The following is a 20,520-nucleotide window of genomic DNA, read 5'->3' as shown; positions in this document are numbered from 1 at the left end:
GGACTATCGATCTTGAATACAGTTCTCGCTCATTCTCAGGACACCGTGTGGAGCATGGATCGCGCCAGAAGGCTGGCCTTTCTGGTGGATTCCGCCGATTACTTCAATGAACTTGCCGAGGCGCTCCGCCAGGCGGAGCACGAGATATGGGTGGTTGGTTGGGATTTTAACCCGGACATTCCCTTACGCCCCGGACACGAGGATGAGTGTCGGCTAGGGGAGCTGTTTCAACAGGCGCTGGATGCGAAACCGGATCTGGTGATCCGCATTCTGGTCTGGGCCATGGGGCCGGTGTATTCTGGAAAATCGCTGAAGGTGTTCCAGGAAAACGGCATTCTTGGTCACGAGCGTGTGTGTTTGAAATTTGCCATGCGTCAGCCCGTTTGGAGCTCGCACCATCAGAAAATCGTGGTTATCGACGATTCCATTGCCTTCATCGGTGGGATCGATCTGACGGCCCGCCGCTGGGATGATAGCAATCATCTGCCCACCAATCCGCTGCGCGTCAGCCCCAACGGTAAACCGTATGAAGCCGTTCACGATATGCAGGTGATGATAGATGGCTCCGCAGCCAGAAGCATCAGCGATATTGTGCGCCATCGCTGGGCGCAAGCGAATGAAGAAATACCCCGGCATCGGCCGGTGCAGACCACGCGCTGGCCTGCTCACCGCATGCCGGATCTGGAGAATTGTCGCGTCGCGCTGGCTCTCACTCAACCCGATGCAAAATCTCCGATCAGAAGAGGGCAATCCAACCGGCTCGCCCTGAATGCCATTCACGCGGCCGAAAGCCATATATATATCGAAGCGCAGTATCTCACGTCCTTTTCCATTGCAGACGCGATGGCCAAACGGCTGGCAGAAGAAAACCCGCCTGAAATTGTGGTGGTCACCACTCGCCTTTGCCATGGTCTGATGGAAAAGCTGGTGTTGGGCGTCAATCGCCAGCGTCTCATTCGACGTTTGAAGCGCGTTGACAGGCAAAACCGGCTGCGCGTCATGTATGCTGTGGTTCCCGATGAGGCCGGGGAGCTTCATGACGTTTACATTCATTCCAAGCTGCTGATTGTCGATGATCGCTTCATTCGCGTCGGTTCTTCCAATCTCAACAATCGCTCAGAAGGGCTTGATACAGAAGCGGATCTGGCAATTGAGGCCCATTCACCACAGGAGCGGGCGGCAATTGCCGGATTGCGTCATCGCTTGCTGGCCGAGCATTTGGCCAGCACCCCGAAAGAGATTTGTGAAACCTTTGAAGAATGTGGCACACTGGGCCAAACCATTGACAGGCATAATGTTAACGCCCGTGGCCTGCGCGATTTCAAGGTTGATGTGCAAAAGGGAAAGACGGAGCCGGTGATGGGAACAGCGCTTGTCGATCCGTCCAGGCCTTTCCATCCCGTGGCTCATCTTCGCAGAAGAATGCAGCACATCGGGACGCGGCTGATATCCCTGATTTTTTAATCTGTTGCGCAATTTTGCTGCTGGAAAGGTGATACCCAGGCACGTGGCACCTTCCACACCTTCCGTGGAGGGGCGGTCATGAAACGTGGTCAGGTTTTCCTTTGCGCTTGGTGGAGGCCATCTCCTCGAGTTCGCGCTCGGACATGGACTTTTCCATGCTTTTCGAAGCACCTTTCAAATCGCTCTTTTTCATCTCTCCGCGCTTGGCAGCCAGGGCTGCTCCTGCCGCTTTTTGTTGGGCTTGTGATTTTGCGGGCATGATTTTTTCCTTTCGGTCAATCTGGAGCGGTAAATTCCGGCCTCGTAAAATCAGGCCGTCCATTCCCCAACCACGCCCACCCCGCAATGTTCCCTTCAGCGCAGATAATATTCAGCATAACCTCTCTATCGTTACGGATATTGCGCACCCGTTGCGAGAGTGTAGATGGCATAGAGCGATTGGGTGGCAGTGATGAACAATCTGTTTTTGCGTGGTCCGCCAAATGTCAGGTTGGCGACGGTTTGTGGCACCAGAATTTTTCCAAGCAGCGTGCCATCCGGTGCAAAGCAGTGAACGCCATCGCCAGCGCTGGTCCAGACATTGCCTTGCAGATCAAGCCGAAAGCCGTCTGGAAGGCCCTTATCAATCGTGCAGAAGATACAGCCGTTTTCAAGGCGCTGCCCATCCACCACATCGAAAACGCGGATATGACGTGGCGCTGACTCGTCGTGGCTATAGGCGGAATCGGCGATATAGAGCAGTCGTTCATCGGGCGAGAAAGCCAGCCCGTTTGGTTGTTGAAAATCCTCAACAACCGCCCGCAGATCACCGCTTTCGGGATCAAGCCGATAGACATTGCGGGTCGGAAGGTCTGGTTCAGTCCGGTATCCTTCGTAGTCAGACAAAATGCCGTAGGTCGGATCGGTGAACCAGATGCTGCCATCGCTTTTGACAACAACGTCGTTGGGTGAGTTCAGGCGCTTGCCCTGATAGCGATCGGCCAGCACCGTGATGGTGCCGTCGATTTCGGTGCGAACCACCTGACGGTTGCCGTGTTGACAGGAGATCAGCCGACCACTGCGGTCGCGTGTATTGCCATTGATGAAATTGCTGGGCTCGCGAAAAACCGAGATGCCAGCGTCCGGCGTGTAACGCAGCATGCGTTGATTTGGAATATCGCTGAAAATCAGATAGTTGTGATCGCTAAACCACACAGGCCCTTCCGCCCAGCGGCACCCCGAATAAAGCTCTTCGAGCTTGGCACTTGGGACAATCAGGTGGCGAAAACGCGAATCGTGAATTTCAAAACAGGTGTCGTCTTCATGGGGCATGGGCGGACTGAACTCCTCAAATTCTATTGGGTTCGAAATGGTTGGGTATAAAAAGCATCACGCTCTGCGCGGGGGCCGACTGGCAACAAGGATGACAGCGATGATGATGGTGCCCGTCAGGATCAGGCGGATACCGGCACCAAATCCATAGGTATTGAGCATTGACACCACCAAAAACAGAAAAAGGGATGCGCCCCAAATGCCCGGAACATTGGAATTGCCACCGGCCACCGCCGATCCGCCGATCACTACGACGGCAATCGACATCAGAAGATATTCTGCCCCCATATTGAGTGCTGCACCGCCGGAAAAACTGGCCAGCACATAGCCGCAGAGCGATGACATCACTGCGCACAGCATATAGGTCACAAGCCTGACACCATCGACCGGAATGCCTGCCATTTTCGCTGCAAATGCGCTTTGCCCGATGGCGGATATCCAGCGGCCATAAACGGTTTTTTCCAGCAGCCACCAGCCGATCAGGGACAAAATCAGGGCCAGAATGGCGAGATTGGGAATGCCCATCACGCTTGAGGTAGTGAATGTGGCCAGCGCCTCCGGCGGCTTTACACGCAGGCCGCGATTATACCAGATGGCTGCCGACTGCACGATAAAGCTGGTTGATAGGGTTGCGATAATGGGCGGAATGCGCAGAAGCTTGATCAGCGCATAATTGAACACGCCAATTGCCAGCCCAATACCGATGGCAATCAACAGGCCCGAGAGGATCATGGCATTGTTGCCGTCCATCACCTTCAGCGCCACGGTGCCTGACAGGGTGATTGTGGCGGGAACCGAAAGATCGATATTGCCGGGGCCGAGCGTGATGACCATCATCTGGCCAAGCCCTACGATGATCGAAAAGGACGCGAAGGTTAAAGCCGCTTGTGAAAGACCGACAAAGCTTGCGCCACCGGTAAACACCAAAGTGATGATCCAGGTGATCAGGGCCGCAATAAACGACCAGATCCATGGCTTGGAAAACAGCAGGGATAGATGTTTCATGATTTGCTCCCCGAAGTTTGTGTACGGTTGAACAGCAAGCGTAGGCCAAGCACAAGGATCAGGATTGCGCCCTGGGCTCCGATCTGCCAATCGGGCGAAATATGAAGAAATGACAGGAATGACCCGGCAAGGGTGAGCGTCAAAGTGCCGATCACAGCCCCGATGGGCGAAACCCGGCCACCGACAAACTCGCCGCCACCAAGGATGACGCCTGCAATGGAGAGCAGCGTGTAGCGCAGCGCAATATTGGCATCGGCAGAGGTTGCGAGCCCCACGAGCGCCATGCCGGAGAGCACGGCAAAGAAACCGGCGAGCGCATAGGCCGCAGCCTTGATTTTCAGCACCGACCAGCCAGCGCGGGCAACAGAGCGGCTATTGCCACCAACGCCACGAATGATCACACCAAAGGTGGTGCGCATGATGAGATAGTGCGCCAACAGAGCAATCACCACGCTGGCAATGATGGCCATGGGCACGAATGGTGGTTTGATCGTCATAAAGGCCCGCAGCCATTGCGGAGCCTGCCCGCCCGGTGTTGGCAAAATGAGAACGGCAAGCCCGCCCCACACAAAGCTCATGCCAAGCGTCACCACAATGGACGGCAAATCGCGCAACGCGATGAGAAAGCCAAGCAAGGCATAGATGGCAATGGCAGCCAGAAGAATTACAACAGCAAGCACGGGCTCTTGCGGCATATAAACCGCCGTGACACAGGCGGCAAAGCTGACAAATGTGCCCATCGACAAATCGAGATCATTCACAGCCATGATGGTCATTTGCGCAATGGTGGCCAGCGCAATCGGCACAGCCAGATTGAACAGCAGGTTGAGGCCAACATAACTCATGGCGCGTGGTTGGAGATAGAAAACGGCGGCAAGCAGGGCGATGAGTGAGATTGCCGGGATCAGGAGCCGCATGGCATTGGCTGAAGGGGACTTCATGGATTTCCTCCGCTAAACGACGCTGCCAGAATGCTCTCTTCGGAAATTTGTTCGCCAGAGAGCTCCGCCACGATGGCCCCATCACGGAACACATAGACCCGATCGCAGAGGCAGATTTCGTCCATTTCGGTCGAATACCACAGGAAGGTGCAGCCTTTGGCGGCCTCATCGCGCAGAATTTTGTAGACTTCCTGCTTGGTGCCAATATCGACACCACGCATGGGATCATCCATCAGCACAATGGGGGCGTTGAGCGACAATGCCCGGGCAAACAGCACTTTTTGCTGATTGCCGCCGGATAGCGAGAGAATGGACAGATCGGTATCCGGCGTCTTGATCGAGATGCGCTTTTTCCAGTCCTGCCCCAAAGCTTCCTCGCGCAACCCGTCAATTGTCCCAAACCGGGCGAGGGCGCGCAGATTGCTGATCGTCAGGTTTCTGAGAATACTCCACAGCGCAAATGTGCCGTTCAGGCTGCGATCACCTGCAACAAACGCAATGCTGTTGTCGCGCGCTGGCCACCAATTGCTGGACTGCTGCTCAAAAAGTTCGAGCAGCATTTCGGTCTGTCCATGGCCTGCAAGACCGGCCAGCCCGACAATTTCGCCTTTGCGGGCATGGAAGGGAATGTTTTCTGATGGCTTCTGAGCATGGGAGATAACAATTTCAGCCCCGTTCAGATCACTGTTTTCGGCACGATGGCTTTTCTCTTTCACCACGCTGCCCATGGTTTCCACCAGACTGCGCACCGTGAACTCAGATGCTGGTTTTGAGGCTGCGATTTTACCATCCTTCATCACAACGATGCGGTTGGCGGTGGACAGAATTTCGCTCAAAATGTGGGAGATCAAGATGACCGAGCCGCCATTTGCCACAAAATGCCGGACATAGGCCAGCAATTGCTCGGCAAGACCGGAATCCAGCGAGGATGTTGGCTCATCGAGAATAACAAGCCTTGGCTTTTCACCAGCGGTCATAAAGTTGATGGCAATTTCCACCATCTGCCGCTCCGCAATCGACAGATCGCCGACAAGATCATCGGCGGCAACGGTGTTGCCGGGAAAAATCTCATCCATGGCCTGGCGAAAAAGCTGACCGGCACGCTTTCGCCAGCCAAAACCCTTGAGTGCAGCGTGCATCAGCCTGGTGTTTTCCGCAACCGTGAGATTGGGGCACAAAGACAGCTCTTGAAAAGCACAGCGAATGCCATTGGCGCGAGCAGTGGCGATGCCTGTGCGCTTTGTACTCGCCCCATAGGCTACCGTTCCCTGATGGGGTGCCAAAGCGCCATTGATCACATTGACAATGGTTGATTTTCCCGCGCCATTATGGCCGATCAAGCCGAGCACTTCACCGCTTTGAATGGCAAGATCCACGCCATCCAGCGCTTTGACAGCACCAAACTGGATCCGCACATTTTCGACTGAGACAACTGTTTGAGGGCTCTGCATGGCTCTCCGCATTCCAATAAAATCGAACATGAGACGTCGGACGCTCTGCCGCTCATGTGAAAGGGCAGAGCGTGAGACACTGTGAGGCCGGGTTATTTTGCCGCGTCAATCACGGCCTGCGCGTCTTTCAACGTATATTCGACATTGGCAACGCCGCCCTTCGGGGTGGTTTCAAGCGCCTTGTCCAACGTATCCTGATTGATGCGCAGGAAAGGAACCACCAGATCTTTCTTCACGGTCTTGCCATCCAGAATTTGCTGCGCCACCCAGAAAGCCAGTGTCGAGACACCGGGCGCAATTGAGACCGACATGGTTTCATAGCCATTGGCATCCTTTTGCTGCTTCCACCATTGCAGCTCATCCTGTCGGTTGCCCATGACAATGACGGGTGTCGGACGCTTGGCGGCCTCAAAGGCTTGCGCTGCGCCATAGCCATCGCCGCCTTGGGTCACAACGGCGGCAATCTCGGGAAGACTTGGCAAAACACCGGCCACGGCGCGCTGGGCCACTTCCTGTGCCCAATCGCCATGCACGGAACCGACGATCTTGAACTGTGGATGTTCTTTTACGCCTTCATGAATGCCTGCGGAGATTTCATCATCAACGGAGACGCCAGCCAGCCCGCGAATTTCCAGCAGATTGCCGCCTTTGGGAAGCCGCTTGGCAAGGTAATCGATCTGACTTTTGCCCATGCCCTTGAAGTCAACAGCAATGCGCCATGCGCAAGGCTCGGTGACGATACCATCAAAGGACACAACCACGATGCCCGCATCGCACGCTTCCTTGACCGCGCCGTTCAGGGCGGTGGGCGAGGCGGCATCAATCACAATGGCATTATAGCCTTGCAAAATCATGTTCTGGATTTGGGCGGCCTGCTCTGTCGCCTGATTTTCTGCGGTTGTGAACGCATCGGCCGCACTGACAACGCCGGTTTTCACCGCCTCTTTCGTCACTTTGTCCCAACTGGTCAGCATGGCCTGACGCCACGAATTGCCAGCATAATTGTTGGACAGGGCAATTTTCTTATCAGCCGTTTCGGCATGAGCCGATAAGGGCAAAGCTGCGCACAGCATGGCAACGGATGCCATGAAAATACTCTTGGAATTCATGTCTCTCTCCCTCAAAGCCGCTTGCGGCTCTACTTTCGGGCCGCTCCTCAACGGCTTGACCGAAAATACTGTCCTGAATTCAGTCTTCAGCAAGAAGAGAATGCCGCATCTTTAGGCTTGCGAATAGACGAAGGGGTGCAAAAAGCTTACGGTTTTATGCAGATCATGTGCGGGATCCCGCAAGACAGATGCCGTCCTGATCGGATTAATCTGTAGGACAGTGCCGGGAGGATGGCGCTGGCAGGAGGAAACAATGTCCAACGCGCTATCGGCGGGTCTTTTTGCGCAATATATGCGTATTTCCCGTCTTCTCGCCGGGCAGCTTGATTTTCAATCGGCGATCAATGCCGTGGCCAAGGAAATCAAAAGCATTGTGCCCAATGATCATATGGATGTCTGCATCATTGCGCCGGGCAGCACGTTTCACACCGCCTATGAAAATGGCCTGGAGACCGAATGGAGCACGCGGCCACCAGCCAGTATCGAACAAAGCCCCTTGCGTGACCTGTTGAAGGGCGTGATCGATTGCATGATAACAGGCAATGCCTGCGCCGATCCACGCTTTCATTTTCCCGGTGCCTTTTCGTCTCCAATCCTTGAAAACAGGCTCAAAGGACGGCTGCACGCCGCCCTGAAGGTGCATGGTGAAACAATTGGGGCGCTGTCGTGCTCAAGCCTTCAGGCCGATGTTTACACGGAGGCCGATCTTGCGCGTTTGGCAGCCATTGCCGATCTTCTGGCCCCCTATTTCTACGCACTTTTGATCGCCGATCGGGCAAAACAATCGGCCATTATTGAGGCGGAAGCGCGGGTGCGCGAGGAAACGCTGCGTCAGGGCGCGCGCCGCCTGACGGAGGCGCTCGATGCGGACCGCCAGCGTATTGGCATGGACCTGCATGATCAGACCCTTGCCGACATGACCCGCTATGCCCGCCGTCTCGAACGCTTAAGCCTGATGCCGACTCTTTCAGGAGACTTGCTTGAGCCGTTGACCCGCAGTTTGCAGCAATCCATGCAGGATTTGCGCCTGATCATCGAGCAGGCCCGGCCTTCGGTGTTGCAGCTCTTTGGCCTTGTGGAAGCGATTGAAAACCATTTGGAGCGCTCTATTCGCGATAGCGGTGTTTCGATCGCATGGCAGATTTCAGACGACACAGAGGGCCTGTCATCGCAATTGCCGGACACGGAAACATTGGCAATTTTCCGCATTGCGCAGGAGGCGATCAACAATGTCGTGCGCCATTCTCGTGCAGACAAGCTGACCGTGCGTCTGTGGAATGAAGACGGCCAGATTGTGCTTGAAGTTTGCGATAATGGTGTCGGGTTGGAAAAGAAGAGCGTCATGCGCGGCAACGGTCTGGACAATATGAGAACCCGTGCCGAACTGATCGGAGCGCGGTTTGTGTGCCGAAATGGCGAAAACGGCTTCTGCGTATCTTTACTTTGGCCGGTGCCAGAACAGGGAGGGATCGATGAAAGTTTTGATCGTTGAAGATGATCCGTTGCATCGGATGTATTTGAACGAAGCGGTGCATGCAGCCCTGCCGGAGTGCGAGTTGATCATGGAGGCGTCCGATGGGCTTGCCTGTGAAAAGCTCGCCCGTGAGTACCGCTTTGACAAAATCGTCATGGATTTGCAGATGAGCCCGCGCAACGGAATTGAGGCGGCACGAACCATATGGCATGAGCGACCGGAAACCAGCATTCTGTTCTGGTCGAATTTTGCCGATGAGGCCAATGTGCGCGGCATTGCCCGCATCGTGCCCGACGGTGCCGCCTATGGCTATGTGTTGAAATCGGCATCAGAGGAACGGCTGCATCTGGCGCTCCGCTCAATATTCGTTGAGGCGCAATGCGTGATTGATCGCGAAATTCGAGGCTTACAGCAAAAAAGCCTGGGCAATGTCTATGGCTTCAGTGATTCCGAATATGAAATTCTCATCGACATTGCCTTGGGCCTGACGGATCGCGCCATTGCAAGACGGCGCAACCTCTCGCTCAGAAGCGTTCAAAACCGTCTGCAAAGCATCTACGACAAATTGGGGGTCTATAATCCCAGTGCTGACACCAGCAGCGAGGCCTTGTTCAACCTGCGGGCTAGGGCGGTGACAGTCGCGTTTTTGCGCAAACTGCTCAATCACCCGGCGCTGGAACGGGCAGAGGCAGAGCTTGCCATCTGGTTGAAACGCATTGCCCGGCAGGACGCGCAATTGTGAGCCATGCCGAGATAAAGATAGACCGTGTGTCGCTCAATCAAGGACACACGGTATTGTCACGCGCTATATTTGGCATCCACCGCATCAATCGCCTTGACGTTATCGGCAGAGCGGCCTTGCGGATCGAAGGTGTTGGAGAGAAAAGTGTCCGCCACCGCTTTGGCCACTTCCGGGCCAATCACCCGTGAGCCCATGGTGATAATCTGCGCATTGTTGGACAGGGCCGCCCGTTCGGCCGAATAGGTATCATGGGTGAGGGCCGCCCGAATGCCGTGCACCTTGTTGGCGGCAATGCAGACACCAATGCCGGTGCCGCACACCAGAATGGCCCGATCATAGGTGCCCTTTATGACGGCAGAGGCCACCCGGTCAGCAAGGTCGGCATAAAAGGCGTCTGGTCCGGCATCGGTGCGCGAAATTTCATGCACCTCGAAACGGTCTTTCAGATAGGTTGCCAACACGCTTGCAAGACCTTCACCCGCGCTGTCTCCGGCAATCGCAATTTTCATGATGTTCTCCTCACAATGTCCGCGCAACGCGCGCTAAAATGTCCAGATAGCCGTCAACGCTCCAGGCGGAACGGCCAATGAAAAGCCCACCGATATGGGGGCTGGAAACCAGCTCTTCACAATTGCCGGGATTGACCGAGCCGCCGTAGAGGCATGGAATGGCGCGCCCCAGAACCGATTGTGCCACCGCGATAATCTCGGCATGGCGGGCATCGGCATAATCAACGGTTGCCGGAATGCCGCCCTCGCCAATGGCCCAGACAGGCTCATAGGCCAAAAGAATCTCAGCCTTGCATTGTTGTGGTGACAGGCGCGACAGTGCCGCGCGAACCTGCATCTCCAGCACCTTTTGCGCGTCGCCCGCCTCGCGCTCAGCCAGTGTCTCGCCAATGCAGATCAGAGGCGCGAGGCCGTGGCGCAAAGCCGCTTCCACCTTCAAGCCTACCGTGTCATCGGTTTCGCCAAAATGGCTGCGCCGTTCAGAATGGCCGAGCTCGACCAGATCCGCGCCGCAATCCTTGAGCATCAAGGGTGAAATTTCGCCGGTCCAGGCACCGTGATCGGCCCAGTGCATGTTTTGCGCCCCCACCTTGGTGGCGGTACCTGCCAAAGCCTCTTTCACCTCGCGAACGGCGGTAAAGGGCGGAATGACAAAGCGTTGAATGCCCGGCATCTCGGCAACATCCGCCAGACGATTGGCAAAGGCCAAAGCCTCATCCAACGTTTTGTTCATCTTCCAGCTGGTGCCAATCCAGCAAGCTGTGGTGTCTGTCATGATCTATCGGTTCTCTTGATAGGGGTGGCTTCGCTCAGCAAATGCCGCGCCGTTGTTTCATCGGTAATCAGGCCATGCAGACGATGGCTTTTGAGCACGGCGCGGATGGCTGAAAGTTTGGAGGCACCACCTGCCAGCGCCACCAGCCTGTCTCCGCGCCGGGTGGGGAGATTAGCGGAAAGGGTTCGATTGCTGAGGTCGGTTTCGAGGATTCGGCCTTTGTCGTCAAAAAAATGGCCCAGCAATTCGCCAACACCGCCTTGGTTGGCAATGGCAACAATCTCGCGCATTTCCACCATGCCCGATTGCACCAATTGCGCATGGCTATCGACGGTGCCAATACCAACCAGCTTCAGATCGGCCTGATTGGCCATATCAAAAACTTCGCGCACGCCGCGCTGGGCCAAAAGCACATCGCGATCCTCGGCCGTATTGGCAAAAAATGGCACCGGCATCACATAGGCCAGCGTGCCGGTTTTCTCAGCCAGCCGATGCATGACATCATAGGGATTGGCAGCATAATGGCGCGTCAGCCCACCCAAAAGCGACACAAACCGCACGGTGCTGCCATTCAGCCTTGGCATGTGCTGCACGGCTGCCGACAAGGTGCGACCATGGCCAAGGCCAATTACCTTGTTGTCACCCCGCTCAATCTCGCGCCGCAAGAAGCCTGCACCGGCAGCCCCCAGCGTGCGCAGCGCCAGTCCGTCCTCGCCAAGGTCGGGTGCGACCTCGCAATAGGCCAGACCAAAATGGTTTGAGAGCTGCATCTCCAGCTCAACGCATTCGACAATGTCACCGTCAATGGTGACCTTCACCACCCCTTCTGCCACCGCCTTGGCGATCAACCGATGGGTCTTGACGGAGGGCAAGCCAAGCCGTTTGGCCACCGCCGATTGGGTCAAGCCGCCAACATAATGCAACCAGGCGGCACGGATGGCGAGAGATTCGTCAGCGTCGCTGGTGGTCACATTGGTTTTTACGAGCCTATCCATGCCGAGCCGTTCCAATCTCTAAATATTCAGGTCGTTGACGCCGGTCTCAATAAACGGTGCCCAGAAGGCAACGCTTTCTGCAATGTGGTCGATCACCTGCCGGTCATTGGGCTCGCGCTCCTTGAACGACAGTTCCAGACAAATTTCATTGTCGATGGCCCCGCCAGCGGCCAAAGCCTCGAGCAGAGGAGCGGGCTGAATGCGCCCTTTGGCGTTGAACTCGGCGGTAAAGGGGCGATGACCGCCTTTGTCCATCAAGCTTTGCTTGATGTGGATGATTGGTGAGAGTTTCGGCACGGCCCGTGCCCAGGCATAAGGGTCGTAATCATCCGGGTTGGGGGAGGTCACATCGCCGTGGTCAATATCGGCCATCATCCACATGGGAATGGCCATGGGCGTGTTGGTCAGGCGGGTTTGCAGGGCAAGACAGGCATCAATTGTTTCGCCAAATTCCCGGCCAATGCTCATCGGCTCCCAGAACAAGAAAGACAGGCCTGCCGCTTTCGCGTGGTCCGCCACCTCCTGCCAGCATTCGATGGCAATGCGGATCAGCTCCTCCCGGCGCGCATCATCATCATAATCCTTATAGGTCAAGATGGCGAATTGCGTGCCAAGCGACTGGCCGCCGAGATCGGCGGTGATGTCGGCAAAAGTCTTGAACCACTCCACATAATAGCGCCGCACTTCGGCATCGGGATGGCCGAAATGGTTCAGGCGGCCGTAAGGCCCTGTCATGCCGGAGGTAACGCGCACGCCCGTTCTGTGCAGCGCTGCATTCATCTCCCGCGTCAGGCGGCGAAGGGTGGAAGCCGGCCAGCTGGGATTGATAAACTCGTGGGTCAATTGCAGGTCGCGGATTTTCAAATCCCGCGCCACGGTGTCGATCAGGTCATTGGGATCGGCAAAACGATTGACCAGCGGATTTGTGTTTAAAGACAAAGTGAGGGGCATGGTGTGTCCTGTCGTTTACGCCGCTTTTGCCAGTTCAGCCTCAAACCAGGCGGTGAACTCGGCCTTTTGCAGCTCCGTCATGTGCAGCCCTTCTTTGGTGCGGCGCTTGAGCACATCATCGGCTGTTTCAGCCCATTCGGTGGCGATCAGATAGCGCACTTCCGCCTCATAAAGCTGTGCGCCAAAATGGCGTCCCAGCTCCGACAAGGCCTTCGCATCCTTGATGATTTGCGGCGTGCGCGCGCCATAAAGGTGGCCGTAGTGATGCAGCAATGCCCGAGGCATCCATGGATAGCGGCTGCGCAATTGCTCCGTGAAGGCCACATAATCGGCATTGGCAATCTCGCCGCCCGGCAAGGTGGCGCGGGCGGTCCAATCGGGTCCCATTTTCGGGAAAAAGCCTGCGAGTTTTTGCAGGGCGTGCTCGGACAATTTACGAAACGTGGTGATCTTGCCACCAAATACGTTGAGCAGCGGCGCGCCGCCGGTCTCATCCAGATCAAACACATAATCGCGGGTGACCGCGGATGGATTGCCCTTGCCGTCATCAAACAAGGGTCTGACACCGGAAAAGCTCTCGATCACATCGCTGCGTCGCAGCTTTTCCTTGAAATAGCGATTAACCGCGGCAATCAGATATTCAATTTCGCTCTCATCTGCCGCCACATGTTCGGGCGCGCCATCATAGGGAATATCCGTGGTGCCAATCAGCGCCTTGTCGCCCTCATAGGGGTTGATGAAAATCACCCGCTTGTCGTGGTTTTGCACCAGATAGGCCTGATTGCCGTTCCAGAACTTTGGCACAATAATATGACTGCCTTTGACCAGTCGCACCGTGCGCTGGCTGTTGGTGCCAGCAACCCGACCGATAATGTCATTGACCCACGGCCCTGCGGCGTTAACGACAGCGCGCGCCTTATAGGTTTGGACCATGCCGTTTCGGCTGTTGCGCAATTGCACGGTCCAAAGCCCGTTTTCGCGCCGCGCACTGATGCAGGCGGTGCGGGTCAGCACGGTTGCCCCTTTTTCAACCGCGTCCAGCGCGTTCAAAACAACGAGGCGGGCGTCATCGACCCAGCAATCGGAATATTCAAAGCCCTTGGTAAACTGGTCTTGCAGGGGGGCACCTTCGGGCGCGCGGCGCAGGTCCAGACTGCGGGTGCCGGGAAGTTTTTTACGCCCGCCCAGATGGTCGTAGAGAAACAGACCCAGACGCACCAGCCAGGCCGGGCGATCATTGGGGCTGTGCGGCAGCACAAAGCGCATCGGCCAGATGATGTGGCTGGCGGAATTGAGCAAAACCTCACGCTCGATCAGCGCTTCGCGCACCAGCCGGAACTCGTAATATTCCAGATAGCGTAAGCCGCCATGCACCAATTTGCCCGAGCGCGAGGATGTGCCTTGTGCCAGGTCATCTTTCTCGCACAAGACAACAGACAGTCCCCGGCCTGCGGCATCGCGCGCAATGCCAGCCCCGTTAATGCCGCCGCCAATCACCATAAGATCAATGATGGTGTTATCATCCCTCTCCGTCATAAGGGGCTCCTCTGCATGGTGGTCATGGTGTCCTGTGGGGGCGATGGGAGTGCTGCTGCGTCCGGCCAGCCGTCACCCTGGGCCATGTGGTTCCACACCGGCTCCAGCGCATGGCGGATTTCGCTATAAGATGCCGCAAGCAGATCAAAGCGGCGGGCTTCACCCCGATCAACCGTTTCCGCGGTGCCAAGATAGGGCGTCACCCAATCCTGAATGCAATCATCCATGCTGCCATAAGCGCCAATGGCCACCGCTGCCATCATCGCCGCTCCCGCGGCGCCCGTTTCGTCGCGGCGGCTGACGCGAATGGGCGCGCCAACGGCGGCGGCCAGTGTCTGGCGCAAAGCCTTTGAGCGCGCCGCACCGCCGCTCAGGCGCAGTTCTTTGGGAAAGGCACCCATGGCCGCATAACAATCGCGCGTGGCAAGGGCCAGACCCTCGACCACGGAGCGCACCATATCGGGAAAACGATGGCGGCTGTTGAGCCCGGTAAAGCCCGCGCGCGCATGGGCATTGACAAAAGGCCCCCGCTCACCGGCCTCGGAAATATAGGGATGGTAAATCAAGGTGCCGGGCTGGCTTTTGGCAAACCATGCATCAATGCGCGGGATCAGCGCCGTGTAATCAACCACATCGCCATTTTCGCCCATCAGATCGGCGGCCAGCTGCAACAACCAGTCGAGATTGATGGTCGAACCCATATTGCTTTGCACCTGCGTGACCAGATCGGGCAGGGGCAAGGCGATCACATAGCCAGTGCGGGCCGCATTCAGCTGCACATCGGCCACCGCCTTTGCCTGCATGTGCACACCGGTCGAGCCAATGGTGGAGCAGGCGGCATTGTGGCCGCCGCTGCGCACACCGGCCCCCAATGCGGTCATGACCATATCCACATAGCCCAGACACACGGGTGTTCCGGGCTTGAGGCCACAGGCTTTGGCGCTTGCCTCGGTGAGCGGATGGGTTGCTTGCGTGCCCTCCAGAATCTCCGGCAGCAAATGCCGACGATGATCAAGCCCAAGCGCATCGAGCACCACGCTGTCATAACGGCGGGTTCGGAAATTGCCAAAGGTGAAGCTCGCCTCCGAGGGGTCGGTGGCGCGCACACCGGTCAAATTGAGATAGAGCCAATCCTTGCAATGCAGGGCGACCTCGGCCTCATCGAGCAAATTGGGGGTGGTGGCATCCATATGGGCCATCTGGCTGCCTTGCTGGCAGGTGTTCAGGCCGGTGCCGGTGGCTTCAAACCGGGGGCGATCACTCTCTTGCAGGCTAAGGCGCTCAACGGTGGGAGCGGCTCTCGCATCCAGCCACAGCCATGCATCACCCACCGGCTGATTGTTCTTGCCAACCAGCCACGTGCCATCGCCCTGTCCGGTGACGGCAATCGCTGCCGTGCGCTCCGCCAGCTGCGGCACCCTATCACCCAGCGCGCGTAGGGCGCTTTGGCAATCGGCCCATGTTTTGCTAAGCGACTGGGTGGCGGAACCATCATGGCCCATGACATAGTGATTGCGAATGGATGAGACAGCCAATTGCTCGCCGTTGAGCGTGAAGGCAACGGCTTTCATCACCGATGTGCCGGCATCAATGCCAATGATGATATCGCCCCGACGATCACTTTGAACGATCATAGCGCCGCTCCACCTCGTTGAGAGCATGTCCAGGAAAACTGTGTAATGGTTTTCCGTTCGGACATGCGCAAAAACAAAAAGTGAGAACGGCTTGGTGTTTCCGTGCACAGTACACGACGCAAATCTTTTCGGGGCTTCGCCCCCCTCATCCGGCTGCCGCCACCTTCTCCCCGCTGGGGAGAAGATACCAAAGCGACAGCACGGTGCCTCGGTTCTGTGTTGAGGAAAGACACGTTAAGGAAGGACAAGGCTTCCCTGACATGTCTTCTCCCCAGCGGGGAGAAGGTCCCGGCAGGGGGATGAGGGGGTAAGCGGCACGTTAAAACGTTTAGGTCGTCTACCGTGGTTTCCGTGAAACAGTAAACCGCTTTAAGAGGCTTCAAACAATCCTGCCTGATTACCATGGTTTCCTCCCGCCTCTTTGGCGCTCTCTCCCGGAGCGCGTCGAACCGCTGTTGTTTTTGCTGCGGTTCGTTGCTGTGAGATCAATCACTCAACTGGTGTTATCAAATACCATAGATTTAACATATGTCTCGTAAAATTTTTCAAAACCAGAAAAAATATACAGGCAAGTGCCATTGCGCTCCTGGGGCCATCCTGCTTGGCAATCGCACAGACCATCCCGAGGTTGTTGCTGCTTTGCACGTAAAAGACAGGGTTGCCTTCCTACCGGTTTTTTGGGAGTGTTGAACATGATAAACAATAATATCTATTATAAACAATGACTTGTTTCTTTCTCCTTCAATCTTGAATGTGTGCATGACAGATGCATGATGGGGCGGAGGATTGTTGTGCGAAATCGTCACCGCCTCAGGTTGATGGGCAGATTGATTCATTCTCACATCTTCGAGATTGTTGGAAAATGTTAAATTCACCGATTGACAGCCCTTCATATTTATAACATCTTTCGAGGTGAATATAACACAGTAATACCGTTAAATTGCTGCCATGCTGACCAACATGCCCGGAGGAGGCGGTCAGGCTTAGGGCGGTCAATGTCGGGAGGAGATCCGCGTGATTACATTACACTTTGGAATGTGCGCAAACCGGGGAATGTGCGCAGACCGGGGAAGGCGTGTCGACCGGTCGTTGGCTGTTTTCGAGCCAGGCTGATGCGATCTTTGCCTTTTAGCTTCTGCGTCTTGTGCAAAGGCTTCAGGAAAAGGCGCAAATTTTTCACACCAATTTTCGACCATGAGTGACTGCCTCCGTTCAACCTCTTCGGGTTGGAAGGGTGAAGGCGTGTCGAAAATTGAATGTCTACCAACTGAGGCTAGCGCGCCACGCCGCCTTTTTGGTGGGCAACCGATTGCGATGATGAATTGAAGCGGAGGTCTTCGACCATGAGCATAGCACATGCAGGGCTATCACCGAGATCGACAAAATCACGCTCCTATGGCGTGATAACCGTGGTCGGTGTGCTCGCCGTTCTTGGTGCAATCGCGCTCGACACCACGGTCGTTCACATTGGCTCGGAGCAGGATGTGCGCCAAAAGGCCTTTTCGGCTGAAGCCTATGGCGTCGAAGAATTTCCCAAGATCAGAGACAATGTCGAAAAGCGCGCCGTGGATGCTGTGGTGCTGTTAAAAGCCATTGAGGCTGATAAAAAAGCAGCCGGTGAAAAATTTGGTGTGGCAGGCGGCGTTGGCCCGATCATTCCGATCAAATTCACCGGCGTGGTGAGCGAGCGCAAGGCCAATTACAATGTGGTCAAGGTCGATGGCCTTGCCGGTGACGTGACCGTCCGGGTGCAAACGGGACCAGCCTTGAACGGCACCGATTTGCGCGATGCCACCGGCACCATTTCATTTGGCCAGTTTACCAATCAGATCGAATATCAAAACGCCGGTTCAGCCATCAACAATCAGGTCAAGAAAGAGGTTCTTGCCAATCTTGATCCGGCAAATCTGAGCGGAAAGACGGTTTCCGTTGTGGGCGTGTTTCAACTGATCAATCCGAAAAACTGGCTGGTGACGCCGGTCAGCTTCGAGGTGAAATAGCCATGGCTGATCTCGCATCCGCATCTTCTGCCCAAGTGGTTTTAGCCGCACGCAATGTGGCGAAATCCTATGGCAATATTCATGCGCTCAAAGGGGTGAATTTCAACATCTATCGCGGTCAGGTCACCACCCTGTTTGGCGAAAACGGGGCTGGAAAATCAACCCTGATGAAAATTCTCTCCGGTGTTGTGCGCCCCACGTCCGGTGAAATTGTGCTGGATGGGCAGGCGGTAACCTTGGCCTCGTCCTCCCATGCCCGCGATCTTGGTATCTCGATTATTCATCAAGAGCTCAGCCTCGCCCCCAACATGAATGTGCGAGACAATATCTTCATGGGGCGCGAAATAAAAAGCGCCACGGGGGTAAATTATGCCGAGGAAGAGCGCCAGGCGCGCGCGCTTTTGCAAGATTTGGAAGAAGACATTGATCCGCTGACGCCGGTGGAAGAATTGCGCCTTGGCCAGCAGCAGATTGTTGAAATTGCCCGCGCCTTGTCGGTCAATTCGCGCATTCTGATCATGGATGAGCCAACATCGGCGCTCAGCGCCTCCGAGGTGGAGGTGCTGTTCAAGCTGATTTCCGATCTCAAAAGCCGTGGCGTTTCCATTGTTTACATCTCCCACCATCTGGAAGAAGCCTTGCAGATCACCGACCACGCCGTGGTTTTGCGCGACGGCACCATGACAGCCTATGCCGAGCGCAAGGATATTGATCTTGAGTGGATTGTTCGCAACATGGTGGGCGAGAATTTCGATCTCGGCTCACCACCCACGGGTCACACCATGGGTGATGTTGCGCTGTCGATTGAAAATGTCACGGTTCAGGGTGGTCCCGGTCAGGGCTATGCCGTGGTGGATAATCTGTCACTCAATGTGCGCGCCGGTGAAATTGTCTGCATCTATGGTTTGATGGGGGCTGGCCGCACCGAACTGCTGGAATGCGTTGCCGGACGGGTGCCAGCTGCCAGCGGCCGTATACTGCTGCAAGGTCAGGATATTTCGCATTTTCGCATTGCCGATTGCATCGCAGCAGGCCTTGTTCTGGTGCCGGAAGATCGCCAGCGCGACGGGCTGGTGCAAACCATGACGGTTGGAAACAATCTGTCTCTGGCCAGTATCAGCAATTTTGTCCGTGGGCTCTTTACCTCGCACAGCAAAGAGCAGGCGATTGTCAATCGCTCCATCCAGCGGGTGCATATCAAGACCAGCGGCGGCAATTCCGCCATTGGTGCCCTGTCGGGCGGCAATCAGCAAAAGGTGGTGATTGGCAAAATGCTGGCCACCAACCCGCGCGTCATTTTGCTGGATGAACCCAGCCGTGGCATCGACATCGGCGCAAAAGCCGAAGTGTTCAAGCTGTTGGCCGAGGGCGCACGCGAGGGGTTGGCCGTGATTTACTCCACCTCCGAGGTGGGAGAATGCCTGAGCATCGCCCACCGCATCATCGTGATGCGCCGCGGCAGCATTTCGGCAGAATTTGGACCTGATGCAAGCAAGGAGCAGATCATGGCCGCCTCTGGTCAGGCTGTTGTTGCGCATTCGTCAGAACGCATGGAGCATTGATGATGTCGGTAACAACCACGATAGATAAAAAAAGCCAGATCCATCCGCCAAAACGGCAGATCAACATCATCCAGCTTCTGTTCGAGGGACGGGCATTTTTCGCGCTGATTGCAATTATTGCCGTGTTTTCATCGCTGTCGCCCTATTACTTCACCTTGAACAATTTCCTCATCATGGCCTCGCATGTGGCCATTTATGGCTTGCTGGCCCTGGGAATGCTGCTGGTGATCCTCAACGGCGGCATTGATCTCTCAGTCGGCTCCACCCTTGGTCTCTGCGGCGTTGTGGCAGGCTTTCTGATGCAGGGCGTGGTGCTGAAAGACTATGGTGTCATTCTCTATCCGCCGGTCTGGGCGGTGGTGGTGATGACCTGCGCGCTGGGGGCTTTTGTCGGAGCTATCAACGGTGTGTTGATTGCCTTTTTGCGGGTGCCTGCCTTTGTGGCCACCCTGGGTGTTTTGTATGTGGCGCGCGGTGCCGCCCTGCTGATGACCAATGGTCTGACGTTTAACAATCTGGGTGGCACACCAGAGCATGGCAATATGGGCTTTGACTGGCTGGGCTTTAACCGCCTGTTTGGCGTGCCCATTGGCGTGCTGGTTCTGGCAAGCGTTGCCATTTTGTGCGCGATCTTGCTGATGCGCACCGCCTTTGGCCGCTGGCTCTATGCATCGGGCGGCAATGAAAATGCAGCCGAGCTGTCGGGCGTTCCGGTCAAGCGGGTCAAGATCACGGCCTATGTGCTGTCGGGCGTGTGTGCCGCCATCGCAGGCCTTGTGCTGTCATCACAACTGACCTCGGCGGGGCCAACGGCGGGCACATCTTACGAACTCACCGCCATTGCGGCTGTGGTGATTGGCGGAGCGGCGCTGACCGGCGGGCGTGGCACGGTGCTGGGCACCATGCTTGGGGCCTTCGTGATTGGTTTTCTGTCGGATGGCCTGGTGATCATCGGCGTGTCCTCCTACTGGCAAACCGTGTTTACCGGCGCGGTGATTGTCATGGCCGTGCTGCTCAACAGCATTCGTTACGGACGTCATTAGAGTTTGTCAGGGAAAAGT

The 20,520-nt window shown here is 56.1% G+C and carries 18 protein-coding genes; 6 read left to right on the top strand and 12 right to left on the bottom strand.

Going from position 1 to position 20,520, the window contains the following annotated elements; all coding sequences use genetic code 11:
- The first annotated feature begins 12 nt into the window (after nucleotides 1–12).
- Nucleotides 13–1,464 carry a phospholipase D-like domain-containing protein gene (locus tag E6C51_RS13095; RefSeq protein WP_230987273.1) on the top strand — a complete coding sequence of 484 codons (1,452 nt, stop codon included), beginning with the start codon at nucleotides 13–15 and terminating at the stop codon, nucleotides 1,462–1,464.
- Nucleotides 1,465–1,540: 76 nt separating this feature from the next.
- Here the strand turns inward: E6C51_RS13095 and E6C51_RS13090 are convergent, their stop codons facing one another.
- The 6 genes from E6C51_RS13090 to E6C51_RS13065 all read right to left on the bottom strand — a co-directional run bounded on the left by E6C51_RS13090 (nucleotide 1,541) and on the right by E6C51_RS13065 (nucleotide 7,281).
- On the bottom strand, nucleotides 1,541–1,723 hold the full coding sequence (locus tag E6C51_RS13090) for a DUF3008 family protein (protein ID WP_146936085.1): 183 nt from the start codon (nucleotides 1,721–1,723) through the stop codon (nucleotides 1,541–1,543).
- 131 nt (nucleotides 1,724–1,854) lie between these two features.
- Nucleotides 1,855–2,775, bottom strand: a complete 921-nt coding sequence (locus tag E6C51_RS13085) for an SMP-30/gluconolactonase/LRE family protein (protein WP_190236286.1) — start codon at nucleotides 2,773–2,775, stop codon at nucleotides 1,855–1,857.
- Nucleotides 2,776–2,832: 57 nt separating this feature from the next.
- Entirely contained in the window at nucleotides 2,833–3,780 is a 948-nt protein-coding gene (locus E6C51_RS13080; RefSeq protein WP_190236285.1) for an ABC transporter permease, read from the bottom strand.
- The gene (locus E6C51_RS13075; protein WP_190236284.1) at nucleotides 3,777–4,721 is read right to left on the bottom strand and encodes an ABC transporter permease; all 945 of its coding nucleotides are present in this window, start codon (nucleotides 4,719–4,721) and stop codon (nucleotides 3,777–3,779) included. Before E6C51_RS13075 ends, E6C51_RS13080 begins: the two co-directional genes overlap by 4 nt.
- Complete coding sequence (locus E6C51_RS13070) at nucleotides 4,718–6,172, bottom strand: sugar ABC transporter ATP-binding protein (RefSeq protein ID WP_407920808.1); 1,455 nt, start codon at nucleotides 6,170–6,172, stop codon at nucleotides 4,718–4,720. Before E6C51_RS13070 ends, E6C51_RS13075 begins: the two co-directional genes overlap by 4 nt.
- Nucleotides 6,173–6,264: 92 nt before the next feature.
- Nucleotides 6,265–7,281 carry an ABC transporter substrate-binding protein gene (locus E6C51_RS13065; protein WP_146935925.1) on the bottom strand — a complete coding sequence of 339 codons (1,017 nt, stop codon included), beginning with the start codon at nucleotides 7,279–7,281 and terminating at the stop codon, nucleotides 6,265–6,267.
- 253 nt (nucleotides 7,282–7,534) lie between these two features.
- On the opposite strand from E6C51_RS13065, the gene E6C51_RS13060 reads away from it, so the two are divergent.
- Entirely contained in the window at nucleotides 7,535–8,773 is a 1,239-nt protein-coding gene (locus E6C51_RS13060; protein WP_190236283.1) for a GAF domain-containing sensor histidine kinase, read from the top strand.
- Nucleotides 8,754–9,497, top strand: a complete 744-nt coding sequence (locus E6C51_RS13055) for a response regulator transcription factor (protein ID WP_190236282.1) — start codon at nucleotides 8,754–8,756, stop codon at nucleotides 9,495–9,497. The genes E6C51_RS13060 and E6C51_RS13055 overlap by 20 nt, the downstream gene beginning before the upstream one ends.
- 56 nt (nucleotides 9,498–9,553) lie before the next feature.
- On the opposite strand, the gene derI is transcribed toward E6C51_RS13055, so the two are convergent.
- From derI to E6C51_RS13025, 6 genes are read right to left on the bottom strand one after another with little or no spacing between them, the layout of a single operon-like run.
- The gene (derI, locus tag E6C51_RS13050) at nucleotides 9,554–10,006 is read right to left on the bottom strand and encodes a D-erythrulose-4-phosphate isomerase (RefSeq protein WP_146935931.1); all 453 of its coding nucleotides are present in this window, start codon (nucleotides 10,004–10,006) and stop codon (nucleotides 9,554–9,556) included.
- Between the two features lie 10 nt (nucleotides 10,007–10,016).
- A complete protein-coding gene (locus tag E6C51_RS13045) occupies nucleotides 10,017–10,781 on the bottom strand; it encodes a triose-phosphate isomerase (protein WP_190236281.1) in 765 nt (254 codons plus the stop codon).
- Nucleotides 10,778–11,776 (bottom strand): sugar-binding transcriptional regulator, encoded by a 999-nt coding sequence (locus E6C51_RS13040; RefSeq protein ID WP_190236280.1) that lies wholly within the window; start codon nucleotides 11,774–11,776, stop codon nucleotides 10,778–10,780. Before E6C51_RS13040 ends, E6C51_RS13045 begins: the two co-directional genes overlap by 4 nt.
- 18 nt (nucleotides 11,777–11,794) lie before the next feature.
- Complete coding sequence (locus tag E6C51_RS13035; RefSeq protein WP_190236279.1) at nucleotides 11,795–12,727, bottom strand: sugar phosphate isomerase/epimerase family protein; 933 nt, start codon at nucleotides 12,725–12,727, stop codon at nucleotides 11,795–11,797.
- Between the two features lie 15 nt (nucleotides 12,728–12,742).
- Nucleotides 12,743–14,263 carry a glycerol-3-phosphate dehydrogenase gene (locus tag E6C51_RS13030; RefSeq protein WP_190236278.1) on the bottom strand — a complete coding sequence of 507 codons (1,521 nt, stop codon included), beginning with the start codon at nucleotides 14,261–14,263 and terminating at the stop codon, nucleotides 12,743–12,745.
- Nucleotides 14,260–15,897, bottom strand: coding sequence for an FGGY-family carbohydrate kinase (locus E6C51_RS13025; RefSeq protein ID WP_190236277.1), 1,638 nt, complete (start codon nucleotides 15,895–15,897; stop codon nucleotides 14,260–14,262). The genes E6C51_RS13030 and E6C51_RS13025 overlap by 4 nt, the downstream gene beginning before the upstream one ends.
- A gap of 1,343 nt (nucleotides 15,898–17,240) precedes the next feature.
- Between E6C51_RS13025 and E6C51_RS13020 the strand changes: the two genes are divergently transcribed.
- The 3 genes from E6C51_RS13020 to E6C51_RS13010 are packed head-to-tail and all read left to right on the top strand — an operon-like array spanning nucleotide 17,241 to nucleotide 20,502.
- Nucleotides 17,241–17,897 carry a DUF2291 family protein gene (locus E6C51_RS13020; RefSeq protein WP_190236276.1) on the top strand — a complete coding sequence of 219 codons (657 nt, stop codon included), beginning with the start codon at nucleotides 17,241–17,243 and terminating at the stop codon, nucleotides 17,895–17,897.
- Nucleotides 17,898–17,899: 2 nt separating this feature from the next.
- Nucleotides 17,900–19,459, top strand: a complete 1,560-nt coding sequence (locus E6C51_RS13015; RefSeq protein ID WP_190236275.1) for a sugar ABC transporter ATP-binding protein — start codon at nucleotides 17,900–17,902, stop codon at nucleotides 19,457–19,459.
- Nucleotides 19,460–19,461: 2 nt separating this feature from the next.
- Nucleotides 19,462–20,502, top strand: a complete 1,041-nt coding sequence (locus tag E6C51_RS13010) for an ABC transporter permease (RefSeq protein ID WP_190236337.1) — start codon at nucleotides 19,462–19,464, stop codon at nucleotides 20,500–20,502.
- Nucleotides 20,503–20,520 lie beyond the last annotated feature (18 nt).

The organism is Gillisella terrae, assembly GCF_004801395.1.
GTDB classification, from domain to species: domain Bacteria; phylum Pseudomonadota; class Alphaproteobacteria; order Rhizobiales; family Rhizobiaceae; genus Allorhizobium; species Allorhizobium terrae.
The sequence above is the reverse complement of the archived record's forward strand: the minus strand, read 5'-3'. Positions and strand labels throughout refer to the sequence as shown.

Excerpts from the sequence above, each read along its gene's own strand:
- E6C51_RS13055 (WP_190236282.1), top strand. The coding sequence starts at position 8,754 with ATGAAAGTTTTGATCGTTGAAGATGATCCGTTGCATCGGATGTATTTG.
- E6C51_RS13040 (WP_190236280.1), bottom strand. The coding sequence starts at position 11,776 with ATGGATAGGCTCGTAAAAACCAATGTGACCACCAGCGACGCTGACGAA.
- E6C51_RS13025 (WP_190236277.1), bottom strand. The coding sequence starts at position 15,897 with ATGATCGTTCAAAGTGATCGTCGGGGCGATATCATCATTGGCATTGAT.
- E6C51_RS13035 (WP_190236279.1), bottom strand. The coding sequence starts at position 12,727 with ATGCCCCTCACTTTGTCTTTAAACACAAATCCGCTGGTCAATCGTTTT.
- derI (WP_146935931.1), bottom strand. The coding sequence starts at position 10,006 with ATGAAAATTGCGATTGCCGGAGACAGCGCGGGTGAAGGTCTTGCAAGC.
- E6C51_RS13075 (WP_190236284.1), bottom strand. The coding sequence starts at position 4,721 with ATGAAGTCCCCTTCAGCCAATGCCATGCGGCTCCTGATCCCGGCAATC.
- E6C51_RS13080 (WP_190236285.1), bottom strand. The coding sequence starts at position 3,780 with ATGAAACATCTATCCCTGCTGTTTTCCAAGCCATGGATCTGGTCGTTT.
- E6C51_RS13015 (WP_190236275.1), top strand. The coding sequence starts at position 17,900 with ATGGCTGATCTCGCATCCGCATCTTCTGCCCAAGTGGTTTTAGCCGCA.
- E6C51_RS13090 (WP_146936085.1), bottom strand. The coding sequence starts at position 1,723 with ATGCCCGCAAAATCACAAGCCCAACAAAAAGCGGCAGGAGCAGCCCTG.
- E6C51_RS13030 (WP_190236278.1), bottom strand. The coding sequence starts at position 14,263 with ATGACGGAGAGGGATGATAACACCATCATTGATCTTATGGTGATTGGC.
- E6C51_RS13070 (WP_407920808.1), bottom strand. The coding sequence starts at position 6,172 with ATGCAGAGCCCTCAAACAGTTGTCTCAGTCGAAAATGTGCGGATCCAG.
- E6C51_RS13085 (WP_190236286.1), bottom strand. The coding sequence starts at position 2,775 with ATGCCCCATGAAGACGACACCTGTTTTGAAATTCACGATTCGCGTTTT.
- E6C51_RS13010 (WP_190236337.1), top strand. The coding sequence starts at position 19,462 with ATGTCGGTAACAACCACGATAGATAAAAAAAGCCAGATCCATCCGCCA.
- E6C51_RS13045 (WP_190236281.1), bottom strand. The coding sequence starts at position 10,781 with ATGACAGACACCACAGCTTGCTGGATTGGCACCAGCTGGAAGATGAAC.
- E6C51_RS13065 (WP_146935925.1), bottom strand. The coding sequence starts at position 7,281 with ATGAATTCCAAGAGTATTTTCATGGCATCCGTTGCCATGCTGTGCGCA.
- E6C51_RS13060 (WP_190236283.1), top strand. The coding sequence starts at position 7,535 with ATGTCCAACGCGCTATCGGCGGGTCTTTTTGCGCAATATATGCGTATT.
- E6C51_RS13020 (WP_190236276.1), top strand. The coding sequence starts at position 17,241 with ATGAGCATAGCACATGCAGGGCTATCACCGAGATCGACAAAATCACGC.